At 62.1% G+C, this 23919-nt stretch carries 26 protein-coding genes; 6 read left to right on the top strand and 20 right to left on the bottom strand.

Going from position 1 to position 23919, the window contains the following annotated elements; all coding sequences use genetic code 11:
- Positions 1 to 4: 4 nt before the first annotated feature.
- The 3 genes from R1T45_RS08530 to R1T45_RS08520 form a co-directional block, all read right to left on the bottom strand.
- Positions 5 to 1375, bottom strand: a complete 1371-nt coding sequence (locus tag R1T45_RS08530) for a glutamate--cysteine ligase (protein ID WP_260010253.1) — start codon at positions 1373 to 1375, stop codon at positions 5 to 7.
- Between the two features lie 96 nt (positions 1376 to 1471).
- A complete protein-coding gene (locus R1T45_RS08525) occupies positions 1472 to 2002 on the bottom strand; it encodes a hypothetical protein (RefSeq protein WP_317390601.1) in 531 nt (176 codons plus the stop codon).
- Positions 2003 to 2018: 16 nt separating this feature from the next.
- On the bottom strand, positions 2019 to 2738 hold the full coding sequence (locus R1T45_RS08520; protein WP_317390600.1) for a 16S rRNA (uracil(1498)-N(3))-methyltransferase: 720 nt from the start codon (positions 2736 to 2738) through the stop codon (positions 2019 to 2021).
- 12 nt (positions 2739 to 2750) lie between these two features.
- Between R1T45_RS08520 and ubiA the strand changes: the two genes are divergently transcribed.
- From ubiA to R1T45_RS08500, 4 genes are read left to right on the top strand one after another with little or no spacing between them, the layout of a single operon-like run.
- Positions 2751 to 3725: a 4-hydroxybenzoate octaprenyltransferase gene (gene ubiA, locus R1T45_RS08515; protein ID WP_317390599.1), complete on the top strand. Its 975-nt coding sequence runs from the start codon at positions 2751 to 2753 to the stop codon at positions 3723 to 3725.
- A gap of 59 nt (positions 3726 to 3784) precedes the next feature.
- Positions 3785 to 5710, top strand: a complete 1926-nt coding sequence (locus R1T45_RS08510; RefSeq protein WP_120351767.1) for an OmpA family protein — start codon at positions 3785 to 3787, stop codon at positions 5708 to 5710.
- Positions 5697 to 6020: a hypothetical protein gene (locus R1T45_RS08505; protein ID WP_007118939.1), complete on the top strand. Its 324-nt coding sequence runs from the start codon at positions 5697 to 5699 to the stop codon at positions 6018 to 6020. The genes R1T45_RS08510 and R1T45_RS08505 overlap by 14 nt, the downstream gene beginning before the upstream one ends.
- Positions 6021 to 6044: 24 nt before the next feature.
- On the top strand, positions 6045 to 6440 hold the full coding sequence (locus R1T45_RS08500) for a VOC family protein (RefSeq protein ID WP_317390598.1): 396 nt from the start codon (positions 6045 to 6047) through the stop codon (positions 6438 to 6440).
- Between the two features lie 9 nt (positions 6441 to 6449).
- Here R1T45_RS08500 and R1T45_RS08495 read toward each other — a convergent pair whose 3' ends face one another.
- The 10 genes from R1T45_RS08495 to R1T45_RS08450 form a co-directional block, all read right to left on the bottom strand.
- Positions 6450 to 6893 (bottom strand): molybdenum cofactor biosynthesis protein MoaE, encoded by a 444-nt coding sequence (locus R1T45_RS08495; RefSeq protein ID WP_317390597.1) that lies wholly within the window; start codon positions 6891 to 6893, stop codon positions 6450 to 6452.
- A gap of 3 nt (positions 6894 to 6896) precedes the next feature.
- Entirely contained in the window at positions 6897 to 7145 is a 249-nt protein-coding gene (moaD, locus tag R1T45_RS08490; RefSeq protein WP_317391055.1) for a molybdopterin converting factor subunit 1, read from the bottom strand.
- Positions 7142 to 7807, bottom strand: coding sequence for a CDP-diacylglycerol--glycerol-3-phosphate 3-phosphatidyltransferase (gene pgsA, locus R1T45_RS08485; RefSeq protein ID WP_317390596.1), 666 nt, complete (start codon positions 7805 to 7807; stop codon positions 7142 to 7144). Before pgsA ends, moaD begins: the two co-directional genes overlap by 4 nt.
- Positions 7808 to 7885: 78 nt before the next feature.
- Positions 7886 to 9754, bottom strand: coding sequence for an excinuclease ABC subunit UvrC (gene uvrC, locus R1T45_RS08480; RefSeq protein WP_067628891.1), 1869 nt, complete (start codon positions 9752 to 9754; stop codon positions 7886 to 7888).
- 285 nt (positions 9755 to 10039) lie between these two features.
- The gene (locus R1T45_RS08475) at positions 10040 to 10819 is read right to left on the bottom strand and encodes an SDR family oxidoreductase (protein WP_317390595.1); all 780 of its coding nucleotides are present in this window, start codon (positions 10817 to 10819) and stop codon (positions 10040 to 10042) included.
- A gap of 12 nt (positions 10820 to 10831) precedes the next feature.
- Positions 10832 to 11791 (bottom strand): calcium/sodium antiporter, encoded by a 960-nt coding sequence (locus tag R1T45_RS08470; RefSeq protein WP_317390594.1) that lies wholly within the window; start codon positions 11789 to 11791, stop codon positions 10832 to 10834.
- 167 nt (positions 11792 to 11958) lie between these two features.
- Complete coding sequence (locus R1T45_RS08465) at positions 11959 to 12756, bottom strand: S49 family peptidase (protein ID WP_317390593.1); 798 nt, start codon at positions 12754 to 12756, stop codon at positions 11959 to 11961.
- A gap of 60 nt (positions 12757 to 12816) precedes the next feature.
- Complete coding sequence (locus R1T45_RS08460) at positions 12817 to 13578, bottom strand: ABC transporter permease (RefSeq protein ID WP_067629772.1); 762 nt, start codon at positions 13576 to 13578, stop codon at positions 12817 to 12819.
- Positions 13575 to 14504: an ABC transporter ATP-binding protein gene (locus R1T45_RS08455; protein WP_317390592.1), complete on the bottom strand. Its 930-nt coding sequence runs from the start codon at positions 14502 to 14504 to the stop codon at positions 13575 to 13577. Before R1T45_RS08455 ends, R1T45_RS08460 begins: the two co-directional genes overlap by 4 nt.
- A 63-nt stretch (positions 14505 to 14567) precedes the next feature.
- Positions 14568 to 15089: a CoxG family protein gene (locus R1T45_RS08450; protein ID WP_120351776.1), complete on the bottom strand. Its 522-nt coding sequence runs from the start codon at positions 15087 to 15089 to the stop codon at positions 14568 to 14570.
- Positions 15090 to 15192: 103 nt separating this feature from the next.
- Here R1T45_RS08450 and R1T45_RS08445 point away from each other — a divergent pair, with 103 nt between their 5' ends.
- Positions 15193 to 16173, top strand: a complete 981-nt coding sequence (locus R1T45_RS08445) for a DMT family transporter (RefSeq protein ID WP_317390591.1) — start codon at positions 15193 to 15195, stop codon at positions 16171 to 16173.
- Here the strand turns inward: R1T45_RS08445 and R1T45_RS08440 are convergent.
- The 6 genes from R1T45_RS08440 to R1T45_RS08415 all read right to left on the bottom strand — a co-directional run bounded on the left by R1T45_RS08440 (position 16170) and on the right by R1T45_RS08415 (position 21892).
- A complete protein-coding gene (locus R1T45_RS08440; protein ID WP_317390590.1) occupies positions 16170 to 17135 on the bottom strand; it encodes an NADPH:quinone oxidoreductase family protein in 966 nt (321 codons plus the stop codon). The genes R1T45_RS08445 and R1T45_RS08440 overlap by 4 nt on opposite strands.
- 83 nt (positions 17136 to 17218) lie before the next feature.
- On the bottom strand, positions 17219 to 17329 hold the full coding sequence (locus tag R1T45_RS08435; RefSeq protein ID WP_082849496.1) for a DUF2474 family protein: 111 nt from the start codon (positions 17327 to 17329) through the stop codon (positions 17219 to 17221).
- Entirely contained in the window at positions 17329 to 18336 is a 1008-nt protein-coding gene (gene cydB / locus R1T45_RS08430) for a cytochrome d ubiquinol oxidase subunit II (protein WP_067629754.1), read from the bottom strand. The genes R1T45_RS08435 and cydB overlap by 1 nt, the downstream gene beginning before the upstream one ends.
- 1 nt (position 18337) lies before the next feature.
- The gene (locus R1T45_RS08425; protein ID WP_317390589.1) at positions 18338 to 19786 is read right to left on the bottom strand and encodes a cytochrome ubiquinol oxidase subunit I; all 1449 of its coding nucleotides are present in this window, start codon (positions 19784 to 19786) and stop codon (positions 18338 to 18340) included.
- 88 nt (positions 19787 to 19874) lie between these two features.
- Positions 19875 to 21224 carry a HAMP domain-containing sensor histidine kinase gene (locus tag R1T45_RS08420; RefSeq protein ID WP_317390588.1) on the bottom strand — a complete coding sequence of 450 codons (1350 nt, stop codon included), beginning with the start codon at positions 21222 to 21224 and terminating at the stop codon, positions 19875 to 19877.
- Positions 21221 to 21892: a response regulator transcription factor gene (locus R1T45_RS08415; protein ID WP_259946160.1), complete on the bottom strand. Its 672-nt coding sequence runs from the start codon at positions 21890 to 21892 to the stop codon at positions 21221 to 21223. Before R1T45_RS08415 ends, R1T45_RS08420 begins: the two co-directional genes overlap by 4 nt.
- 162 nt (positions 21893 to 22054) lie before the next feature.
- Here R1T45_RS08415 and R1T45_RS08410 point away from each other — a divergent pair, with 162 nt between their 5' ends.
- Complete coding sequence (locus tag R1T45_RS08410; protein WP_317390587.1) at positions 22055 to 23176, top strand: Do family serine endopeptidase; 1122 nt, start codon at positions 22055 to 22057, stop codon at positions 23174 to 23176.
- Positions 23177 to 23279: 103 nt separating this feature from the next.
- Here the strand turns inward: R1T45_RS08410 and R1T45_RS08405 are convergent, their stop codons facing one another.
- A complete protein-coding gene (locus R1T45_RS08405; protein WP_317390586.1) occupies positions 23280 to 23918 on the bottom strand; it encodes a response regulator transcription factor in 639 nt (212 codons plus the stop codon).
- Between the last annotated feature and the right edge of the window lies 1 nt (position 23919).

The raw sequence follows: 23919 nt of genomic DNA, 5'->3' as shown, positions 1-23919 counted from the left end.
TGTTTCAGTAGGAATATTCGGCGTAGATACGGCTCAGATCGCCGTTCCATGGGCCATGATAATCCGCCAGCAGATCATCCGCAGGCACGCGGCCCGTCTCGATACTATCGCGCAGGGCGTTGAGGAAATGCGTCTCATCCGGGACCAGCCCGCCTGCGCCGGGACGGGCGCGGGCTTTCAAACCGGCCTCTGACAGGGCCACCGCCTCGCGGGCCAGATCATGCATCTTTAGCCCGCCAACCTCGGCCTGAAGGCCGTGGGTCGAGGCCGCGATACGCAGCTCTTCTCGGGTGTCGGCATCCCAATCCTTGACCAAATCCCAAGCGCCATCCAACGCGCTCTGGTCATACATCAGCCCGACCCAGAAGGCCGGAAGGGCGCAAAGACGCCGCCACGGGCCGCCATCGGCACCGCGCATTTCGATGAATTTCTTCACCCGCGCCTCGGGGAAGAGCGTGGTCAGATGATCGGCCCAATCGCTCAGCGTCGGCTTCTCGCCGGGCAGCGCAGGCAGCTCGCCCTTCAGAAAATCGCGGAAGGACTGGCCGAGCGCGTCGATATATTTGCCATCGCGGTAGACAAAATACATCGGCACATCGAGCGCATATTGCACCCAAGCCTCAAACCCAAAACCCTCGTCAAAGACGAAAGGCACCATCCCAGTGCGGGCATCATCCAGATTGCGCCACACCAACCCGCGGGTGGATTTCACGCCATTGGGCTTGCCGTCGAGGAAGGGTGAATTGGCAAAAAGCGCATTGGCGATGGGCTGCATTGCCACGGCGACGCGCATCTTTTGCACCATGTCGGCTTCCGTCGCGAAATCGAGGTTCACCTGAACGGTGCAGGTGCGGCGCATCATGGTGGTGCCCATGGTGCCGACCTTTTGCATATAGCCGTCCATCAACTTGTAGCGGCCCTTGGGCATCAAATCCATCTGCTCATGCGACCACTCGGGCGCGGCGCCCAGACCGATGAAGCCCACGCCGATCTCATCGGCCACATCTTTGACCTCGCGCAGGTGGGTGTTCACCTCATCGCAAGTTTCATGGATGGTTTCGACTGGCGCGCCCGACAGCTCCAACTGCCCGCCCGGCTCAAGACTGATGTTCGCACCCTCTTTTTCCAGCCCGATAAGCTTGCCACCCTCTTCGACCGGCGCCCAGCCGTGACGGTCACGCAGCCCTTCCAGCATCACCCGGATTGAGCGGTCGCCCTCATAGGGCAGCGGCTTATGAGTATCAGTGCAATAGCCGAATTTCTCGTGTTCTGTGCCGATGCGCCAATCTTCTTTTGGCTTGCAGCCGTCGGCCAGATACTGTGCCATTTGGTCATGATGTTCGATCGGGCCGCCGCCGGATTGAGGAATGGACATTTGCGAGGGCTCCGTTTTGAAGGGTCGTCTTGTGTGTCTTCTAAGGTGACGACTTGGCGTCGTGTTTAGCAGGGATGGGCGGATTTGCCGGGGCTGTCAATGCAGCAAGACATGCGCCGGGCGCAGCGGCGCGCGCTCCCAGATCACAACGGCGTCATGGCGGGTCTTGCGCAACTCAAAGAGCATCCGCTCGGTGCGCAGGCCCGGCAGGGCGGCGAAAGCGTCAAAAAGCGCCTCGGAGCCAGCGGCATTCACCGGGATCAGCAGGGGCGCTTTATCGTCGCGCGGCTCAAGCCGCCAATGGGCTGGAAACATCTGTCGATCAAGGCTGAGCCGCTGCAGTTCGCGCAGAGCGACCGTGCCGCCGGTCAGCGGGCCGAAATAGGTGATCTGCCCCTCGACAACCTGAACGGCCCCCGCCCCGTCACCTTCACCGCGAAAACGGGCACGTTGTACGCCGATCCAGATCAGCGCCGCGCCCCCGGCAAGCGCCGCATAGCCCGGGACCGCCAGCAAAAAGCCCGGCCCGGCCACCAGCCAGAGCCCAAAGAGCATCAGCCCGCCGCCGACGATCGCTTCGCGCAAGCGCCAAAGCTGGTCGCGGGCCCCTTGGCGCAGGAAACTCATTGGGCCATCCTTTGCATCACCAGTCTCCCAAAGCCTGCTGCCACATCGTCATCGCCGCCACCGCCGCCGTATCGGCCCGCAGGATGCGCGGCCCCAGTGTGACGGCGTGGGCATGATCAAACCCGTGCAAGCGCTTGCGTTCTCCTTCCGAAAACCCACCTTCGGGGCCGATGAGAATGGCCCATGGCCCGCCTGCACCCGTGGGAAGCGCGCCGCTCTCGCCAGCCAAAGCCTCATCGCAGAACATGATCTGACGGTTGCTGTCCCATTGATCCAGCAGCCGTCCTAGCTTCACCGCCTCGGCCACCTCGGGCACATAGGTGCCGCCGCATTGCTCTGCCGCCTCGACCGCATGGGCCTGAAGGCGCGGCTGCTGCACGCGACCTGCGTTGGTAAATTCAGTCATCACCGGGACAATGCGCGACGCGCCCATCTCGGCGGCCTTTTCAACAATAAAGTCGGTGCGGGTCTTTTTGATCGGCGCGAAAAGCAGCCACAGGTCAGGCGGCATCTGCAAAGGTTTGATCTGCTCGACGCAGGTCAGAACACCGCCGCGCTTGCCCGCCTCGGCCACTTCGGCCAGCCATTCGCCATCGCTCCCGTTGAACAAAAGCACCCCGGCCCCGACCGACAGCCGCATCACCCCAAAGAGGTAATGCGCCTGCTCGCGCGCCAAAGGAACCGTTTGCCCCTGCCCCAAGGGCTGATCTACATACAATCTGATTTTCGCATTCATGGGGCCAGATATATGCACAACCAGCCGCCTTCGCCAGATGCTACGCCCGATGCGCCTGTTGCCGATGCTGTGACCGACAATTGGGTCGACCGTTACGCCCCTGCCGGACTGCGCCCCTACCTGCGGCTGAGCCGCGCGGATCGGCCCATTGGCACATGGCTGTTGCTGCTGCCCTGCTGGTGGGGGCTGAGCCTTGCGATCCTTTTCGATCAGGCGCCCCGGTGGGAGGATCCGTGGATTTTCGCGGGCTGCGGCATCGGCGCTTTCCTGATGCGTGGGGCGGGCTGTACGTGGAACGACATCACCGACCGCAACATCGACGGCAAGGTCGCGCGCACCCGCTCGCGGCCGATCCCTTCGGGGGCGGTCACGGTGAAACAGGCGCTGGCGTGGATGGTGGGGCAAATGCTGCTGGCGCTGCTGATCCTGCTTTCCTTTAACCAAGCGGCCATCGCCATGGGCGTGCTGGCGCTGCTGCCGGTGGCTGTCTATCCCTTCGCCAAACGGTTCACATGGTGGCCGCAGGTCTTTCTGGGGCTCGCCTTTAACTGGGGCGCGATGCTGGCGTGGACGGCGCACGCTGGCACACTGCACGCTCCTGCGATCGTACTCTACCTCGCCGGGATCGCTTGGACTCTGTTCTATGACACGATCTATGCCCATCAGGATGCCGAGGATGACGCGCTGATCGGGGTCAAATCCACCGCCCGGCTCTTTGGAGAGAATTCTGGCAAATGGCTGCGGCGCTTCCTCATGGCGACTGTCGGTTTGATGGGGATCGCCGTGATCTATGCCGGCCTGCCAGAGGCTTCGGTGCTGGCGCTGGCGATTGCGCTTGGCGGGCCTTGGGCCATGGGATGGCATATGGCGTGGCAATTGCGCGGGCTGGACACCAAGGACAACGCCAAGCTCTTGCAGCTCTTTCGCGCCAACCGCGATACCGGCATGATCCCGCTGTTGTTTTTCGCAGCAAGTCTTCTGGCCTGATTGCACCCCCGGCAGGACGCGCGTATCAAGTCTTGAGCTTAACAACCAGAAGGCCGCCCATGCGCCTCTCCGCCATTTTCATGATCGCCCTGACCTTTGCAGCCGCAGGGGTGGTCTCTCTCGTGGCGGCAAGCTTTTCGGTGCAGTTGATCGAGGATACTTCTGAAATCGGTGTGCGTGACGCGCTGGACGATCAGGGCATGACATGGGCCGAGGTGCAGGCCGATGGTCTGCAAGTCACCCTCGCCGGGATCGCCCCGACCGAGGCCGTGCGTTTCCGCGCCCTGTCGACCGCAGGCACCGTGGTCGACGCCGCCCGCGTGATCGACGAGATGGAGGTCGAGGCCCAATCCGGCATCGCCCCGCCGCGCTTCTCTGCCGAGGTTCTGCGCAATGATGCGGGCATCTCGATCATTGGCCTGATCCCCACCAGCACCGACCGCGAGGCGGTGATCGACGCCTTTGATGACATGGCGGGTGACGCCACGGTGACTGACCTGTTGGAAGCTGCCGACTATCCAGCCCCCGAAGGCTGGGAAGACGCGCTGAACTTTGCGGTGCGTGCCATGGCGGACCTGCCCCGCGCCAAAGCCTCGGTCGATGCGGGGCGCGTGACGATCACCGCCATCGCCGACAGCGCCGCCGCCAAGGCCCAGATGGAGCGTAAACTGCAGCGCGCGGCCCCGCCCAGCCTGCGGCTAAGGCTCGACATTGCAGCACCTCGCCCGGTGATCACCCCCTTTACCCTGCGGTTTGAGATCGACGCCGAAGGCGCGCGTTTCGACGCTTGCTCTGCCGATACCGAAGCCGCCGCCAACCGCATCCTGAAAGCGGGCATCGCCGCCGGCGCGTCAGAAAGTGCCGATTGCACCATCGGTCTGGGTGTGCCCAGCCCGAACTGGGGCCGCGCCGTGGCGCTGGCCATCGAAGCGCTGAGCCGCGTGGGCCAAGGCGCCATTTCTTTCGCGGATGCAGACATTACATTGCTGGCCGCGCCCGGCACCGATTCCAACACCTTCGACCGCGTTGTGGGTGAGTTGGAAAACGCCCTTCCGGATGTTTTCGCCCTGACCGCGAAACTGCCGAAAGTCGAAGACCCCGACGCAGGCCCGCCCGAATTCACCGCCACCCTCTCTCCCGAGGGGCAGGTGCAACTGCGCGGACGGCTCTCGACCGAGGGGTTACGCGATCTGGCGGACAGCTACGCAAAATCGCATTTCGGATCGGCCAATGTCTATACCGCCGCACGTCTAGACGAGACCCTGCCGGACGATTGGGCCACCCGCGTCCTGACCGGGCTGGAGGCCATGGCCTCGCTCGCCAACGGCTCTGTCAACGTCACGCCCGACCGGCTTGAGGTCATGGGCAACACCGGCAACAAGGATGCGAACACCACCGTTGCCTCACTCTTGGCCGACAAGCTGGGCGAAGGTGCGGATTACAGCATCGACATCACCTATCAAGAAAAGCTCGACCCCATCGCGGGTCTGCCCACACCCGAAGAATGCGAAGCCGAGATTCGCGAAATCCTGAAAATCGGCAAGATCACCTTCGAGCCGGGCAGCGCCACGATCGACGCGGCCGCTTTGGGTACGATGGATGATATCGCCGAGGTGCTGAAACGCTGCGGTGACATCCCGCTGGAAATTCAGGGCTACACCGACAGCCAAGGCCGCGAATCGATGAACCTGTCGCTGTCGCAAAGCCGCGCGGAATCGGTTCTGAACGAATTGCGCGCCCGCCGGGTGCTGACCTCGTCCTTCCTTGCCAAGGGCTACGGCGAAGAAAACCCCATCGCCGACAACAAGACCGAGGATGGCCGCGAAGCCAACCGCCGCATCGAATTCCGCCTGATCCAACCCGAGGCTGAGACGCCCGAAGACGAAACAGCGCTGGAATCTGCTGAAGAAACGGGCGATACCACGGCAGAAGAGATCGGGGAATCCGACGAAACCGAAGAAGGCAGCGGTGATGAGCAGAACTGAGTTTGTCCTGGCAACAGCCATCATTCTTTTCGTGGCCTTCTGCATGGGATGGTTCGCCAACTGGCTGCTGAACCGCTTCACCCGTGTGGCCGCCGATGATGTGGCCCAGCTTGACCGGATGAGCCAAGAGCTCCACGAGGCCGAGGAAACCCGCGATCAGGCGATCACCTATCTGCAACAGCGCGAAGCTGAACTGACCAACCAGCTTGCCCAGACCGAGGCAGAGCTGCGCGCCGCGATGGACGGCCTGCGCGATGCCCGCCACGAGGCCGAAGAGATGCGCGCCTATATCGAGCGTCAGAAAGCCTAGCCCCACGCCCTTCCGGAGGCTCCCATGGCCAAACTCGCCCATTCCATGATCCGCGTCTTCAATGAGACGGCATCGGTGAAATTCTACGAAGACGTTTTCGGGCTGAAGATTGCGGACCGTTTGGATTTTGACAGCTTCACCCTGATCTACCTGCGCGACGCCTCGGGCGATTTCGAGCTGGAGCTGACGGTCAACATGGACCGCGATACGCCCTATGATCTGGGCGACGGCTATGGCCATCTGGCCTTTGTGGTCGAAGACCTTGAGGCCGCCCGCGACACCGCGTTCAAGGCTGGTGCCGCCCCGCGGGACATCGTCGATTTTCGCCCTGCCGGAGAAACGGTGGCAAAGTTCTTCTTTGTGGCGGACCCCGATGGCTATCAGATCGAAGTCATCGAAAAAGGCGGGCGCTTCGCCTGAAGCAGAGGCTTACCAGCGCTCTAGCGCAGCCTCATCATCGTCTTTTGCAGCGACCCAAGCCTCACCCTCAGCCGTGATCTCGCGCTTCCAAAACGGCGCGCGGGATTTGAGATAGTCCATCAAGAATTCAGCCGCCTCAAAGGCGCTGCGGCGATGCCGCGCGGCGCTGGCGACCATCATGATCTGCTCACCGGGCACCAGGCGCCCGTAACGGTGGATCACCAAGGCATCTTGCAGATCGAACCGCGCGACCGCCTGCTCTGCGATCTCGCGCAGCGCTTTTTCAGTCATGCCGGGATAATGCTCAATTTCCATCGCGCTCAGCGTGCCCGCATCATTGTCGCGCACAACGCCGGTAAAGGTCACAATCGCGCCGCTGCCGCCCTCGCCCTTGGCGAAACGTGCGGTTTCCTCGGCCAGATCAAAGGGCGCTTCCTGCACCAAAACGCGCATGGGTCAGCCCCCGGTCATCGGAGGGAAAAAGGCCACTTCGCGCGCGCCCTCAAGCGGCGCGTCGAAATCCGTCAATTCCTGATCCACGGCCACGCGCAGCGCGGAAAGGTCAGAAAACGCCACTTCATAGCGCTCTTCGCGCCCGCGCAATTCTTCGATCAGTTCGGCCACTGTGGTGGCTTGGCTCTCCACCCGCTCGCGGGGCAGGCCGATCCGTTCTCGGACCCAAGCGAAATACAGAACATCCATCAGCGTGGCTCCTTCAGATGTGGCAGCGCCTTGCGCAGATAGTCAAAGCCGGTGATGGCGGTCAGCACGGCGGCGACCCACAACAGCGCCAGCCCCAGCAGCCCGGCCCATTCCATCCCGGCAAGTTTCCAGCCAAGCCCCAGTGTATCTTCGACCTCGCCGTCAAGGATCGCTTCGATCATCTGCTGGTCCATCCCGAAAACGCTCATCCCAAGGTAATGCTCGAATACGCCCTGAGAAAACAGCACGGCGATGGCGATCATCTGTAATGTCGTCTTCCACTTGGCCAGTTGGGTCACCTTCAACGTGCCGGCGACATCGCCCAGATACTCACGCAGGCCCGAGACAAAGACCTCGCGAAACAGGATCAGCGTGGCGGGCAGCACCAGCCAAGGCGACCAGCTGGAAAAGGCCACGATCACCATCAGCGCGATCACGACCATCGCTTTGTCGGCAATCGGGTCGAGCATGGCGCCCAGTTTGGTTTCCTGCCCCCAAGCGCGGGCAAGATAGCCGTCAAACCAATCCGTCACCGCCGCCCCGACAAAGAGCACCAATGCGAACCAGTCGGCGTAGGGGCGCGTAAAATAGAGAAACATGACCGCCACACCGGGGGCCGCGACCAGCCTGAGCAGGGTCAGGATATTGGGCAAATTCCATTTCATGACGTTATCCTATCTTGCGCCGTTCGCGGCTGAAAGGACGAAACCGCGCCAGCGGCCTGCCCTTCGGCGGACGCATACCTAACCCTTTTCATGGAAGTAGCCATAAATTGTCTCTGCCAGCGCATCCGACACCCCTTCGACGGCCTTAAGATCGCTAAGGTTCGCGCGGCCCACCGCCTTGGCCGAGCCGAAATGCGCCAAAAGCGCCCGCTTGCGCGCAGCCCCGACGCCCGGCACATCGTCAAGCGGCGTGGCGCTGACCCCCTTGGCGCGTTTCGCACGGTGGGTGCCGATGGCGAAACGGTGCGCCTCGTCACGCAGCCGCTGCACGAAATAAAGCACCGGATCATTGTGCCGCAGCGCCATGACGCGCTTGCCGACACGGTGGAACTCTTCCTTGCCCGCATCCCGATCAATGCCCTTGGCGACGCCGACCATCGGAATGTCCTGCACCCCATGCTGCGCCATAATCGAGGCCACGGCGCTCACCTGCCCGGCCCCCCCGTCGATCAGCAGCAGATCGGGCCAAAGCCCACGACTTCGGTCTGGGTCTTCTTTAATCAGGCGTTTAAACCGGCGGTGCAGCACCTCTTTCATCATGCCAAAGTCATCACCGGGGGTCAGGTCATCGCCGCGGATGTTGAACTTGCGGTACTGGTTTTTCATCATCCCTTCGGGGCCCGCGACAATCATCGCGCCCACCGCATTGGTGCCTTGGATGTGCGAGTTGTCGTAAACCTCTATCCGATCGGGCGGTTTTGGCAGATCAAAGGCATCGGCCAGTCCCTGTAACAGCTTGGTCTGGGTCGCCGTCTCGGCCATCTTGCGGGCTAGGCTTTCGCGCGCGTTGCGCAGGGCACCGTCGACCAGTTCGGCCTTCTCGCCCCGCTGTGGCACCAACAGTTCCACCTTGCGACCAATCTTGCCACTCAGCGCCTCGGCCATGAGGTCGGGGTTCTCGATCTCGTTACTGAGGATCAACTGCCGCGGCGGCTCGCGGGTGTCGTAGAACTGGCCGATGAAAGCCTCCAGCACTTCGGCGGCGTCCACATCGGCCCCGACGCGGGGGTAGTAGTCCCGATTGCCCCAGTTCTGGTTGGCACGGATGAAGAAGACCTGCACGCAGGCCTGTCCGCCCTCCATATGGAGCGCGATGATGTCGGCCTCGTTCACCCCTTGCGGGTTAATGCCTTGGGCCGTTTGCACCTGCGTCAGCGCCTTGATCCGGTCGCGCAGAGCGGCGGCGCGTTCAAACTCCATCGCCTCAGATGCCTCGGCCATATCCTGCGCCAGACGGCCCTGAATCTCGGTCGATTTGCCACTCAGAAACCGCTCCGCATCACGGACGGTCTGGCGGTATTCCTCGGCCGAGATCTTGCCGACGCAGGGGGCCGAGCAGCGTTTGATTTGATGTTGCAGACAGGGCCGTGTACGGCTGTCGAACATCGCATTGGAACAGTCCCGCAACAGGAAGACCCGCTGCAACTGGTTGAGCGTCCGGTTCACCGCGCCCGCGCTGGCGAAGGGGCCATAATAGCTGCCCTTCTCCTTCTTCGCGCCGCGGTGTTTCTTGATCTGCGGATAGTCGTGATCGGCGGTGACAAGGATATTGGGAAAGCTCTTGTCGTCGCGCAGTAGCACGTTGAACTTGGGCTTGAGCTGCTTGATCAGGTTCTGCTCAAGAAGCAGCGCCTCGGTTTCCGTCTTCGTGGTCAAAAACATCATCGAAGCGGTATTGGCAATCATCCGCGAAATGCGGCCCGAATGCCCCGTGGGCCGCGCATAGGACGACACCCGCGCGCGCAGGTTCCGCGCCTTACCAACATAGAGCACGCGGCTCTCCGCATCGAGCATCCGGTAGACGCCCGGCGAGGAATCGAGCGACTTCAGATAGGCCTGAATCACTTGGCGGCCTTGCGGCGGAGGGCTGTCGTTTGGCGTGGTCATCTCAGGCGCTGATTCTCGTGCTTCGCTGCAATAGGACGGCAATGGGGGCAAGCTTTAACATGTCCACCAAACATGTGGATAACTCTGCCGATAACTTCTGGGCATCTTGGATTTCTCTTTGTTTTTAACATGGTTCGCTGATTTGCCTGTTTTTTAGGCACGCCCGTAATGCACTGATTTCGCTCATTTTTTTGTTTGCCGTGAAACAAGCCCCTGAAAACAAAAGGGTTTCGGTAACACTTTGGTTACATAGGTTAACGAGGTGCAAAACTTCCCGCATGGCCGTCAGTTTCGGGGGCTTTTAGGGCTTGTATCCCACTGCAAATGTTCGCCGCCATCGGTGCAGATAAGCTGCCCTGTGACGCCCGGCGAATCGATGAAATAGCCCAGTGCCGCCGTGATATCCTCTGGATTTGCCCCCCGGCCCAAAACCGTGCCGCGGCGCTGCGCGGCAAAGTCTTCGGCGTTTTGATGCCGGCCTTGCAACGTGGGGCCGGGACCGATGCCATTGACCCGGATCGCCGGGGCCAGCGCCTGCGCAGTGGTGCGCGTCATTGCCCAAAGGCCCATCTTGGCGATCGTATAGGTGGTGAATTCCGGCGTCAGGCTGCGCACCCGCTGGTCGAGCATATTGACGATCAAACCGCGCGCACGCGGCTCGCCCCCGGCGTCGACCTCGGGCATCAGCCCCTGCCCCGCCATCGCCTGCGTCAACACGAAGGGCGCCCGCAGGTTGCTGCCCATATGGCGGTCCCAGCTTTCACGGCTGGCGCTCGCGATATCGTCCTGCTCGAATATCGAGGCGTTGTTCACCAGGCAGGTGATCGGCCCGCCAAGCGCCTCTGCCGCGCGGGGCAATAGCGCCCCGGCTGCGGTGTCGTCCAAAAGGTCGGCTTGCAGGGCCACGGCGCGACGGCCCATGGCCGTGATCTCAGCGGCGGTTGCCTCGGCCCCGGCACGCGAGGTGGCGTAATGCACCGCCACGTCAAAGCCCCGCTGCCCGAGATAGAGCGCCATGGCGCGGCCCAGACGTTGCCCGGCTCCGGTCACCAATGCCCGCCGCATCTGCCGCCCTCCTCAGATCAGGATGATTAACAAATAAAGCCCGTAAAGCGCGCTGAGCGCCACACCCCAAAGCCGTGTGATGTCGCGCCCCAGATAAACGAAGGGGATCAGCAGCAGCGACGCGCCCAGCATCACCCACAGGTCGATCCGCAGGAAGGCTTCGTCGACCGAGATCGGGCCGACAAGGCTTGCGATGCCGATAATTGCCAGCAGGTTGAACATGTTCGAACCAATGACGTTCCCAAGCGCCACATCCGCTTGACGGCGCAGCGCCGCCATCACCGTGGTCGCCAGTTCCGGGAGCGACGTGCCCACCGCCACCAGCGTCAGGCCGATCACCGTGTCGCTGACACCGTAGGTCTGGGCGATGAGCGTCGCATTATCCACCAAAAGGCTCGCGCCCAAGGGCAGGCCGATCAGCCCGAGGATCAGGAACAGCGCAATCTGCCAGCCCGCCATGTCGGGGTCGGCGCCTTCGGGCTCTTCCTCTTCCTCAACCTCCCCGCTGCGGCAGGCGCGGCGGTGGTCCTTGGCATCGCTGAAGGCGTCGTAGAGCATATAGGCCAGACCGGAGAGCAGGATCAGCCCCGAGATCCAGTCGAACACACCGCGGAAGGCCAACGCGATAAAGAGCAGCGAGGCCGCGATCATCTGATTATAGGTCTTGCGCGTGCTGCATTCAGAGGTGTGCATCGTCGCCAACAGAGCGGGAATGCCCAGCACCATCAGGATGTTAGCCGTGTTCGACCCGACCACATTGCCAAGCGCCAGCCCCGGCACCCCGTCCAAGATCGCCTTGACCGAAATCAGGAGTTCCGGTGCCGAGGTGCCGAAGGCCACGATCGTCAAACTGACGATCAGCGCGGGCACGCCAAGGCGCAGCGACAGGTTCACCGCGCCTTTCACCAACGCATCCCCCGCAAACAGCAGGATCACGAGGCCAAGCCCCGAAAGTAGCCACGGCATCAGCATCAACGCCCTCCCTTACAGGCACAATCGCCTTTGCCAATGCGGTAACGTCCGCAGTCACGGCATTTGGTCCGGGATAGGCGTTTGCCCCCCAGCCAATGCATTTTTCCAAACCAAGCGAGCAGGCCCATGGCCACCAGAAAGAGCAAAACGATCTTAAAAACCATGGGCTAGAGACCAAACCGCGCATAGGCCGCGCGTTCCTCTATGCCCTGCACCGCGTCCTGCACCATCTGCACGCCAAAGCGTGACAGCAGCCCGCGTTTCACACCGTAGCGGCGCAGTTTCACCTTGTCACCAAAGCGCTCTTTCAGAAGCGGTTTCAGATGGCCGACACCGTCGATCAAGCCCAGTTCGGCGGCGCGTTTCGCCAGCCAGATTTCCCCGGTAAAGAGGTCTTGCCCCTCGGGCAGCTTGCCCGCGCGGCGGGTCTTTACGTGGTCGATAAAGTTCTCATGAATGTCTTCGAGCAGCGTTTTCAGCCGCGCGACATCTTCGGGGTCTTCCGGGCGGAAGGGGTCGAGCATGGATTTGCTCTGCCCTGCCGTATAGACGCGCCGCTCAACCCCGTGTTCGCGGATGAATTCATGCACCCCGAAAGAGGCAGAGATCACCCCGATGGAGCCCACAACCGAGCTTGGGTCGGCGTAAATCTCATCTGCCGCCGCAGCCAGCCAATAGCCGCCCGACGCGGCGACATCTTCGACGAACGCAATGACGGGGATGTTCTTTTCCTCCGCCAACCGCCGAATGCGCGCGCCGATCAGCGATGATTGCACCGGACTGCCACCGGGAGAGTTAATCTCCAACGCGACAGCGGCAGGCTTGCCCTTGGCAAAGGCCTTTTCGATGACCGGACCCATGGTGGCATCGTTCAACACGGCACGGCCCTGCGAGCCGATCATGCCGGAAAGCCGGATCACGGAAACGCTGGGCGGGGATTTTAGGAAGGGCAGCCGAATTCTCATTCTTCTCATGTAGAACGCCCACCCGGTGCAAACAAGGCGGGCGCAGAAGTTTCGCGGCCCTCAGGCCCGCAGACGCCAGCCGGTGCGGAAAATCCACCAGATCACGCCAAGGCAAAGCGCCGTGAACAGCGCGATTGCCGCAAGGCTGGTCAGGATCGGCACATCGGCAGAGCCGAAAAACGCCCAACGAAAGCCTGAGATCAGATAGACCACCGGGTTGAAGTGCGAGATCACCTGCCAGACCGGCGGCAGCATCGAGATCGAGTAGAAAGACCCGCCAAGGAAGACCAGCGGCGTGACTATTAAGAGCGGCACAAGTTGCAACTGCTCAAAATTCCCTGCCCAGATGCCGATGATGAACCCCATAAGCGCGAAGCTGATGCAGGTCAGGATCAGGAAAGCGACCATGGCGATGGGATGCTGGATGGTGATATCGACAAAGAAAAACGCCGTGATCAAGATAATCGTGCCGATGAACAGCGCCTTGGTGGCCGCCGCACCGACATAGCCGATGACGATCTCGAAAAAGTTGATCGGGGCCGAGAGCAGTTCATAGACCGTGCCGATAAATTTCGGGAAATAGATGCCGAAAGAGGCGTTTGAGATCGACTGCGTGATGACGCTGAGCATGATCAGCCCCGGCACGATAAAGGCGCCATAGCTCACGCCCTCGACCTCTTCGATACGGCTGCCGATGGCCGCGCCGAAGACGACGAAGTAAAGCGACGTCGACAGCACCGGCGAGATAATGCTTTGTGTGATGGTGCGAAAGAAACGCGCCATTTCAAAGGCGTAGATGGCTTTGATCGCGGTCCAGTTCATGCCGCATCCTCCTTGAGCAGATCGACAAAGATATCTTCCAGACTGCTCTGCCGCGTCGCCACGTCTTGCAGCACCAAACCGCTTTCGGCGACTTTGGACAGCAGCTTGGTGATCCCGGTCCGCTCGGCGTTGGTGTCATAGGTATAGATGAGAGACCGTCCATCGGCGGACAGTTCAACATCCGGCGATTGCAGCGCCAGCGGCACTTCGGCAATCGGCTCAGTGAGCTGCACTTCGAGTTGTTTCTTACCCATCCGCGCCATCAGCGCGTCTTTCTCTTCGACCAGCAGCAACTCGCCTTTGGCGATGACTCCGATACGGTCGGCAATTGCCTCGGCCTCTTCGATGTAATGGGTGGTCAGGATGATCGTCACGCCCGAGGCTTTCAGCCCCGCCACGATTTCCCACATATCCTTACGGAGCTCCACGTCGACGCCCGCTGTTGGTTCGTCCAAAAACAGCACCTGCGGGTCATGCGACAGTGCCTTGGCGATCAGCACGCGGCGCTTCATACCGCCCGAAAGCTCGCGGATCTGGCTGTCTTTCTTATCCCAGAGTGAAAGTTGACGGAGGATCTTCTCCAGAACCGCTTCATCCGCCGGACGGCCAAACAACCCCCGAGAGAAGCGCACGGTGTTCAACACGCGTTCGAAGGGTTCGAGGTTAATCTCTTGCGGGACCAGCCCGATCATCGAGCGTGCGGCTCGGAAATCGTCCTTAATGTCATGGCCACCAACGGTCACTGTGCCACTGGTCGCGGTGGTGATGCCGCAAATGGTCGAGATCAGCGTCGTCTTGCCCGCCCCGTTGGAGCCCAAAAGCGCGAGAATCTCGCCCTGTTCGATCTGTAGGTTAACCCCTTTAAGCGCCTCGAAACCGCCCGCGTAGGATTTACGCAGGTTCTGAATATCCACGATTGTCGGCATGGTCGTCTCCGCTTTGGTAAGACGGGCAACCTAACGGGCTTTGGGCTGGGTGAACAGATGCGTTCAAGTCTTGGCGCGGCCGAACCAGCCCTTTTTGGCGGGGGCGTCTTCGCCGGGGGTTTCGGGCTCAGCGCCCTTTTCCGGCGTACCTTCGAGCGAAGACTGCAGATTGTCGAAGAACTGATCCGCCATTTTCTTGGCAAAACCGTCGATGATCCGGCTGCCAAGCTGCGCCAGTTTGCCGCCAACCTTGGCCTCCACATCATAGCTCAACTCGGTGCCGCCGTCCTTTTCGGCAAGCCGCACTTCCGCGCCGCCCTTGGCGAAACCGGCAGCACCACCCTTGCCCTCGCCGGTGATCGTCAGTGCTTCGTTCGGCACCAGATCAGAGAGCTTCACATGCCCCTTAAAGGTCGCCTTCACCGGGCCGACCTTTTGCACCACCGTGGCGTCATAGCCGTCTTCGACCGAGCCGGTCACGTCTTGGGCGCCGGGCACGCAGGTTTGCAGCATCTCAGGGTCCAGAAGGGCTGCATAGACCTCGGCCGGGGTGGCGGCGATCTGGCGGGTGTCGGACATCTGCATGGCTGGCTCTCCCTTAAAGCGATGCGCCCAGCCTAGCGGGTAATTCTGCGCAAACCAATGTCAAAGCGCTGGACCTTTCCCGCCGGGCTGGTAGGTCTTTGCCATGACAACCACTCCCCATAACCGCGCCGGTCTGGCGATCGGGCTGATCCTTCTTGGCGTGGCCGCGATTTCGGTCAATGACATGCTGATCAAGCGCCTGTCGGGCGGCTATCCGCTGCATCAGATCGTTTTCACCCGCTCGGCCATCGGGATCGTGTTGGGGCTGTTGCTGGTCAAACTCGAAGGCGGGTTTCACCTGCTCAAGACGCGGCAGCCGGGGCTGCACCTACTGCGCGGGCTGCTGATCGTGATCTCGAACATGTCGTTCTTTCTGGCGCTTTCGGTCCTGCCGTTGGCCGAAGCGACGGCCCTGTTCTTTGCCGCACCCCTGTTCATCACGCTGCTGTCGATCCCGGTCTTGGGTGAAAAAGTCGGCCCGCTGCGCCTTGGCGCGGTGATCGTAGGCTTCATCGGCGTGGTCATCATGATGCGCCCGTGGGCCAGCACCGCGACGCTCGAAGTTTCCCGCTGGGTTCTGCTGCTGCCGGTGCTGGCAGCGCTGACCTATGCGTTGAACCAGTTGATGACCCGCAAGCTCGGCGTGAACTCCAAAGCCTCGGCCCTGATGGTCTATATCCAAGCCGCTTTTGTCGCCGTGTCGCTGGGGTTTTTCCTGATCGCGGGCGATGGGCGTTTCGTAAATGAAGGCAGCAATGCCTCGCTCCAGTTCCTGCTGCGCGCATGGATTTGGCCCGCTGAGGAGGATTACCTCACCTTCCTCGGCATCGGCCTCAACATCGCGCTGATCGGCTATTGCCTAAGCCAAGCCTACCGGCTGGGCGACGCCGCCACCGTGGCACCGTTCGAATATATCGGCCTGCCGCTGGCGGTGTTCTGGGGTTTCGTGGTCTTCGGTGACCTCCCGGTTTGGGAGGTCTGGGTCGGGATCGCGCTGATCCTCGCCTCTGGCCTTTTCGTTTACCTGCGCGAGCGCCAAAAGGCGCTGCGCGTAACACGTTTGCAGGGCGGGCGGCGGGCCTAGCGGGCCACCTCGACCACCACCTTGCCCGTTGCCTTGCGGTCGCGCAGCAGGGCCAGCGCTTCGTTGGCCTGCTCCAGCGGCATGACGTTGCTGACATGGGGCTTAAGCTTGCCGGCGACATACCATTCGATCAGCTCAGCGAAACTATCGGTCAGCACCGAGGGCTTAATCTTGGCATAGCCGCCCCAGTAAAAGCCCAACACGCTCAGGTTCTTGACCAGCAGGATATTCGCCGGGATCTGCGGCACCTCACCGCTGGCAAAACCTAGCGGGATCAGCCGCGCTTCGGGGTTGCAGGCGCGCATGGCGGCTTTGAACTGATCGCCGCCCACGGGGTCATAGACCACATCGGCGCCGCCCAATTCCTTGACGATCGCGCGGATGTCGTCGGTCTCGGAATTGATCAGGTGATCGGCCCCGGCCTCTTTGCAGACTGCGAGTTTATCCGCGCCGCGTGCCACGGCGATCACCTCGGCCCCCATCAGCTTGCCCAGTTCCACCGCCGTCAGGCCAATGCCGCCCGAGGCACCCAAGACCAACAGCCGCTCACCCGGTTGCAACCGCGCCTTATAGTCCAACGCGACATGGCTGGTGCCATAGGCAATCAGAAAGGCTGCCGCATCCACGGCGGTCATCTCTTCGGGGATCGGCACGCAGACCGCGGCGGGAATGGCGGCATATTCGGCCAACCCGTTAAACCCGGTATAGGCTGCCACGCGCTGACCAACTTTCAGGCCATCGACCCCTTCGCCCAAAGCGGTGATCGTGCCCGCCATCTCCATCCCCAAGGTAAACGGCAGCGGCGGCTTTTCCTGATAGGTGCTCTTGATGATCAGCAAATCGCCAAAATTCAGCCCGCAGGTATCGACTTGGATCAGCACCTCGCCCTGCCCCGGCATCGGCATCTCAAGCTCTTGCAGGGTGAGCGGTTCGTCATAGGCGGTGACTTGCATGGCGCGCATCGGGCTGTCCTTTCGTGCTGCTTTGGGCTTGAAGAGGCCAGATGCCGCCGCACTTGGCAAGGCCCGAGGCGCGCGCCGCTGCGTCAGCCGGGCATGATCACCAGCCGGATGCCATAGGCCACCACCGCCAGCAAGGCGACGCTGGCCAGCCAAAGCGCCACGAACCAGCCGCTGCGTTTCAGCCATTTTCCCATCAGTGATAGCCCTCCTCGGGGTCGATCTTGCCGCGGAACACCCAATAGGCATAGGCCGTGTAGCTGAGGATCAGCGGCAGCAGCACCAGCGTGCCGACCAGCGCAAACATCAGGCTTTCATCGGGGGCGGCGGCATCGGCGATGGTCAGGCTTGGCGGCACCATATGCGGGTAAAAGCTGATCCCGATGCCGATGAAGCCCAACACGAACAGCGCCTGCGCACAGAGGAACGGCTGAATGTCCGCCTTGCGTTGCAAGCCGCGCAGCATCCCAAAGGCCGCAAGCGCCACCAAAAGCGGCACCAAGCCGCTGAACAGCGCCGTGGGCCACGCGAACCACCGCTCGAAATAGACGGCATCGGTGAAAGGTGTCCAAAGGCTGACCATCCCCATGAAGACCAAAGTCGCCACCGCCAGCGGCCAAGCAAGGCGGCGCATGTGGGCCTGAATGCGGCCCTCCAGCTTCATGTTGAGCCACGTGGCCCCCAGCAGAGCATAGCCCACGGTCACCGCCACCCCGGTCAGGATCGAGAAAGGCGTGAGCCAATCCCACCAGCCGCCCGCATAGGCGCGGCCTTCGATCTCGATCCCCTGCACCAGCGCGCCAAGGGCGATGCCCTGACAGAAGGAGGCCACCAGCGAGCCGCCGAAAAACGCCATGTCCCACAGGGGCTTCCAACGTTTGGTGCGCCAACGGTACTCGAACGCCACGCCGCGAAAGATCAGCCCCAGCAGCATCAGGATGATCGGCATGTAAAGCGCTGGCATGACAACCGCATAGGCCAGTGGAAAGACCGCAAAAAGCCCACCGCCGCCCAGCACCAGCCAAGTCTCGTTGCCGTCCCAGATGGGGGCGACCGAGTTCATCATCACGTTGCGCTCGCCCTCGTCCTTGGTCATCGGAAAGAGCAGCCCAACCCCCAGATCGAACCCGTCGAGGACGACATAGATCAGCACGGCACCGGCGATGATCCCGGCCCAGATGAACGAAAGTTCCAGTCCAAACATCTCAGCTATCCTCGCGCTTGATTTTGACCGCTTTGTCTCTGACCGCCGCCTCTTCGCCGACAGCAAGGATCGGCCCCTCATCCTGCGCGGCGTCGTCCTGCGCCGCGTCGCGCTCGTCTTCCAGCACATGATCCACAACCGGTTTGCGCATCATCGCCACGATATACCACGTGCCCGCGCCGAAGACGAAAAAGTACACCACGATGAAAGCGATCAGCGAGGTCGCCACGGCAGGTGCCTCAATCGGAGCAAGGCTTTCAGAGGTTCGCAGCAGCCCGTAAACCGTGAAGGGCTGCCGCCCGACCTCGGTGGTGATCCAGCCCGCCAGCACCGCGACAAAGCCGGTCGGCCCCATCAGCAGCGCCAACCGGTGCAACAGCGGCGCATCGTAAAGCCGCCCCCGCAGCCGCGCGAGTGCGGCCCAAAGACCCAGACCCAACATCGCAAAACCAAGCGCGATCATGATGCGGAAAGACCAGAAAACAATCGCGACGGGCGGCTCATCCTCATCCGGGATCGTGTCCAGCCCCGGTAGCGGCGCGCTCAGATCATGCTTGAGGATCAGTGAAGAGAGCTTGGGGATCTCGACCGCGTAATCAATGCGCTTTTCCTCAGGGTTCGGGATGCCGAAAAGGATCAGCGGTGCCCCGTGATCGTGGCTGTCGTAATGCCCCTCCATCGCCATGACCTTGGCGGGCTGATGCTCCAGCGTGTTGAGGCCATGCATGTCGCCCGCGAGAATTTGCAGCGGCGTGACCAACAGAAGCATCCACATCGCCATCGAGAACATCCGCCGCGCGGCCCGGTCGGCGTGATCGCGCAGCAAGTGCAGCCCGCCAACCCCGCCCACGACCAGCGCCGTGGTCAGATAGGCCGCCAGCACCATATGCACCAAACGGTAGGGGAAGGACGGGTTGAACACGATCGCCCACCAGTCTTCGGGCACGAATTGACCGACATCATTAATGCCAAAGCCCGCCGGCGTCTGCATCCAGCTGTTGACCGACAGGATCCATGTGGCCGAAGCGAGCGTGCCCAGCGCCACAAGTGCTGTGGCAAACATATGCAGCCCGTCGCCGACCCTTTTGCGGCCAAAGAGCATGATGCCAAGGAACCCGGCTTCGAGGAAGAAAGCCGAGAGGACTTCATAGGCCATCAGCGGCCCGACAACCGGCCCTGCCTTGTCGGAAAACACCGACCAGTTTGTGCCGATCTGGTAGGACATGACGATGCCCGAGACGACCCCCATGCCAAAGGCCACGGCAAAGATTTTCTTCCAATAGTTAAAGAGCTTCAGATAGGTTTCTTCGCGTTTCCACAGCCAAAGCGCGTTCAGCACGGCCAGAAAACTCGCCAACCCGATCGAGAAAGCCGGGAAGATGATGTGAAACGAAACCGTGAATGCAAACTGCACCCGCGCTAGGATTTCGGCGGTGTAACCGTCGAGCATGAGAAGCCCTCGCGTGTTGTTTCCTGACCTATATAGGACCGGGGGGAGGGAGAGGCACAGGCTAAATTGCCGCAGTCCTTTGCGCGCGCTAACTGTCGAAGGTTATCACGACACGCAGCCCCGGCGCGTTGTCGATGAGTTCCAGCCTTGCCCCATGCAGTTTCGCCACCCCATCGACCAGCGCCAGCCCCAGCCCATGGCCCGGCGTGCCCCGGCTGCGGTCAAGCCGGTAGAGCCGCTGCAGCACTTTGTCGCGGTCCGCCGCCGGAATGCCGGGGCCGCTGTCCGCTAAAGTGAGCACGACCTGTCCTGCCGTCTGGTTCAACGATATCTCTACCGCTTCGGCATCGCCGGAATGGCGCAGAGCGTTCTCGATCAGATTGGCCAGCAGTTGGCCCAACAGCGCCCGGTCGCCGGTGACATGGGTCGGTGTCTCCGGCAGATCACAGAGCAGACGTTTGCCCTGTTCCCCCGCCGCGGGCTCATAAAGCTCAATCATGGTGCGGCAAAGCGCGGCCAGATCGACGGGGGCGAAATGGGCGCGGGCGTCGCCCTGCTCTACCTGCGCCAATTGCAGCAGGGATTGGAAAATGGCCGCGATACCGTCCAACTCGGCGCGGGCGCGGGCCAGCGGCTCGGCGCGATCTTCGCCCGTGGCCTCGGCCCGGTCGAGATCGTCCAGATGAACTGAGACGCGCTGGATCGGGGTTTTCAAATCATGCGCGATATCAAGCGAGACCTGCCGCAGTGCTGCGACGGAAGTTTCCTGCGCGCGGGCCATTTGATTCACCGCCTCACCGATGCGCAGCAGGTCATCCGACCAACGCGGCCCCGGCGACACCCTTGCTGCCAGTTCGCCCGCGGTGAGCCGATCGAGCGTGGCGCGGATCACCTCAACATGCCGTTTTGAGCGTCGGGCAAGGATCAACCCGCCCGAAAGCGCGATCAACACCGTGGGCAGCAGGCTGACGAGCAGGATATTCACGAAAACCTCGCGCAGGGCGGTGATCTCCGCCCGGCTGCGCGCGATGGTCAAAAGCCCTCCGTAAAGCGTGTCGGTCAGGGTCAGATAAACCCCGGTATACTGCGCCCGCGCCGCGCCGATTGAGACGATGTGATAGCCCTCGTTGTCCCGCGCGATGGCCCCGTTGCCGTAGATACGCCCATTCGGGCCGATATAGCTGAGGATCAGACGGTTGGGATCAGTCTCACGCGATTCCGCCTCGACCAGCCGCGCCAATGCCGAGGCGCCCGGGGCGGCGCGAAAGCCTGCCATGTCCTGCGCCAGATCGGCGCGGATGGCCTGCTCGAACGACCGCTGCGTGACCGCATAGCTTGCCGCGAGGCTTAAAAGGCTGACGATGGTGAACAAAAGCACCAGCAAAAGCGCCAGACGCAGCGGCATCGACCGCCAGAGCCCCGCCAGCCGCGCCCTCATGCGTCGATCCTATAGCCCGCGCCGCGCACGGTTTGGATCAACTCGGTGTCAAAGGGCCGGTCCACTTTGGCGCGCAACCGGCTGATGTGGGTTTCGACCACATTGGTCATCGGATCAAAAGAGATATCCCAGACGGCCTCTAGCAGCATGGTGCGCGTCTGCACCCGGCCTTTGCGGCGCATCAGATGCTCCAACAAAGCAAATTCGCGCGGCAGCAAGTCGATGTCCTGCCCGGCCCGCGTCACCCGGCGGCTGATGAGGTCCATCGTCAGATCCCCGGCGCGCAGGGTGGTCTCCTGCTCCAACGCCTGCGGACGACGCGCCAGTGCGTTCACCCGTGCCGACAGTTCGCCAAAGGCAAAGGGTTTGACCAGATAATCATCCGCCCCGGCGTTCAGCCCGTCGATCCGGTCTTCGACCGCGCCCATTGCCGTGAGCAGCAACACCGGTGTGGCATTGCCTGCCCCGCGCAGGGTTTTCAGGAGGGTCAGCCCATCAAGTTCCGGCAGCATTCGGTCGAGGATCAGCACGTCATATTGCCCGGTGGTGGCCTGCACCAACCCGTCGCGGCCATCGGCCACCACATCCACCGCATGCCCCTCTTCGCGCAGGCCGCGCGCGATATAGGTGCTGGTGGTGGTATCGTCTTCGACAACAAGCAGTTTCATCGCAGTCTCATGTAGGATCACCAAAGGTTTAGGGCAAATCCGCGGCCCACGCATCCTGCGGCCTGCATTCTCACAAATTTGTATAGCCCCTGCGACGGGGCTGTAAAACCTGCGCCCCAAATAGGGGTCCAGAAACACCGAATGCACAGCAAGGAGCATCTCATGAACCAGACCTTTTCCAAGGCCCCCCGCGCCGCCGCCCTTGCGCTGAGCGCCGCCGTCGCCGCGACCCCGATGCTGGCGCTTGCGCCCACAGCCGCGCTGGCCGTCCCGGCTGGCGGCTATGCCGACTTGGTCGAGGCCGTCTCTCCCGCCGTGGTCTTTATCGAAGTGACCGCCAAACAGCAAAGCACACAGATCCAGCAGCAACTGCCCCCCGGCATGCCCGAAGAACTGCGCCGCCGGTTTGAACATATGCTGCCCGACCAACCCGGCGCCGAAGCGACTCCGCGCCAAGGTCTGGGGTCCGGTTTCATCATCTCCGAAGATGGCCAAATCGTGACAAACCACCACGTCGTCGCAGGCGCCGAGACGGTGACCGTGAAGCTCGCCGATGGCCGCAGCTTTGACGCCGAAGTCGTGGGCAGCGACGCGATGACCGACATCGCGCTGCTAAAGGTCGCCGCGGATGTGGACCTGCCCAAAGTGGATTTCGGCACCTCCAAGACCCTGCGCGTCGGCGATGAAGTCGTGGCCGTGGGCAACCCCTTTGGTCTTGGCGGCACCGTGACTTCGGGCATCATTTCGGCCCTGTCGCGCGATATTCAGGCCGGGCCGTTCGATGATTTCATCCAGACCGACGCGGCGATCAACCGCGGCAACTCCGGCGGGCCGCTGTTTAACAACGATGGCGAAGTCGTGGGCGTGAACACCGCGATCCTGTCGCCGGGTGGCGGCTCTGTCGGGATCGGCTTCTCGGTGCCTTCTGACCTCGTGCAGACCATCGTGGCCGATCTGGCCGATGACGGCTTGGTCGAGCGTGGCTGGCTGGGTGTGCAAATCCGGCAGATGACCCCCGAGGTCGCCAATGTGCTGGGCTATGACGAGCCGCGCGGCGCGGTGATCGAAGCGGTTTCCGAGGACAGCCCCGCCGCCAAAGCGGGCCTTAAGAAAGGTGATATCATCCTGTCCTTTGGCGACACAGAGGTGGACGATCTGCGCGACCTGACCCGCGCGGTGGCAACCACCACGCCTGAGACGGCGGCAGAGGTTGTCGTGCTGCGCAAAGGATTTGAGCAGACCCTCGACGTGACCGTGGGCACGCTGGAACCCAAGCCGGCGTGATCCATGCCTTCCCGGCGCCCCTCATGCCGCCGGGAAACCCCAGCCCTTAACCCTCGCCGGGGCTGGGCAGCCTGCCCCGGTGGTCCTGCACTGCCGGGGCTTTTTACGCGCGCTCGCTGTCTTCGGCTGAGGCGGGCGGCGCATTGTGAATATGAAAGCGCACCAGTTCCGCGACCGAATTCGCCTCAAGCTTGCGCATCACCCGCGCGCGGTGCACCTCAACCGTTTTGATGGAGATATCCATCTCACTGCCGATCTCACGGTTCGAGAGCCCCGCCACCACCCGTTCAAAAACCCGATGCTCTTGCGGGGTGAGCCGGGCCAGCAGCTGCGCATTCTCTACCTCGGCCTCTTCGCCCTTGCGCCGCGCGGCATCGGCCTGAAGGGCGGTGTTGATGAGGTCGAGCATGTTCTGGTTGTCGAAGGGTTTTTCGATGAAATCCACCGCGCCTGCCTTCATCGCCGTCACGGCGGTAGAGACATCGCCGAAGGCCGTCATCAAGATCAGCGGCACTTTGATCCCCCGCGCATTCAGCGCCTTTTGCAGTTCCAGCCCGCTCATCCCCGGCATCCGCACATCGCTGACGAGGCAGCAGTTGCCACTGTCCTCATAGCTGCCGAGGAACGCGGCCGCCGATGCAAATGGAATCGCGCGCAGCCCGACAGACCCCAGCAACCACACCAGAGACTCCCGCACCGCGGCGTCATCATCAACGACGTAAACGATCCCGTTTTCTGACATT

The organism is Sulfitobacter sp. LC.270.F.C4 (assembly GCF_032922545.1).
Classification (GTDB): domain Bacteria; phylum Pseudomonadota; class Alphaproteobacteria; order Rhodobacterales; family Rhodobacteraceae; genus Sulfitobacter; species Sulfitobacter profundi.
Note: the sequence above shows the minus strand (reverse complement) of the source record. Positions and strands in the feature narration are given on the sequence as shown.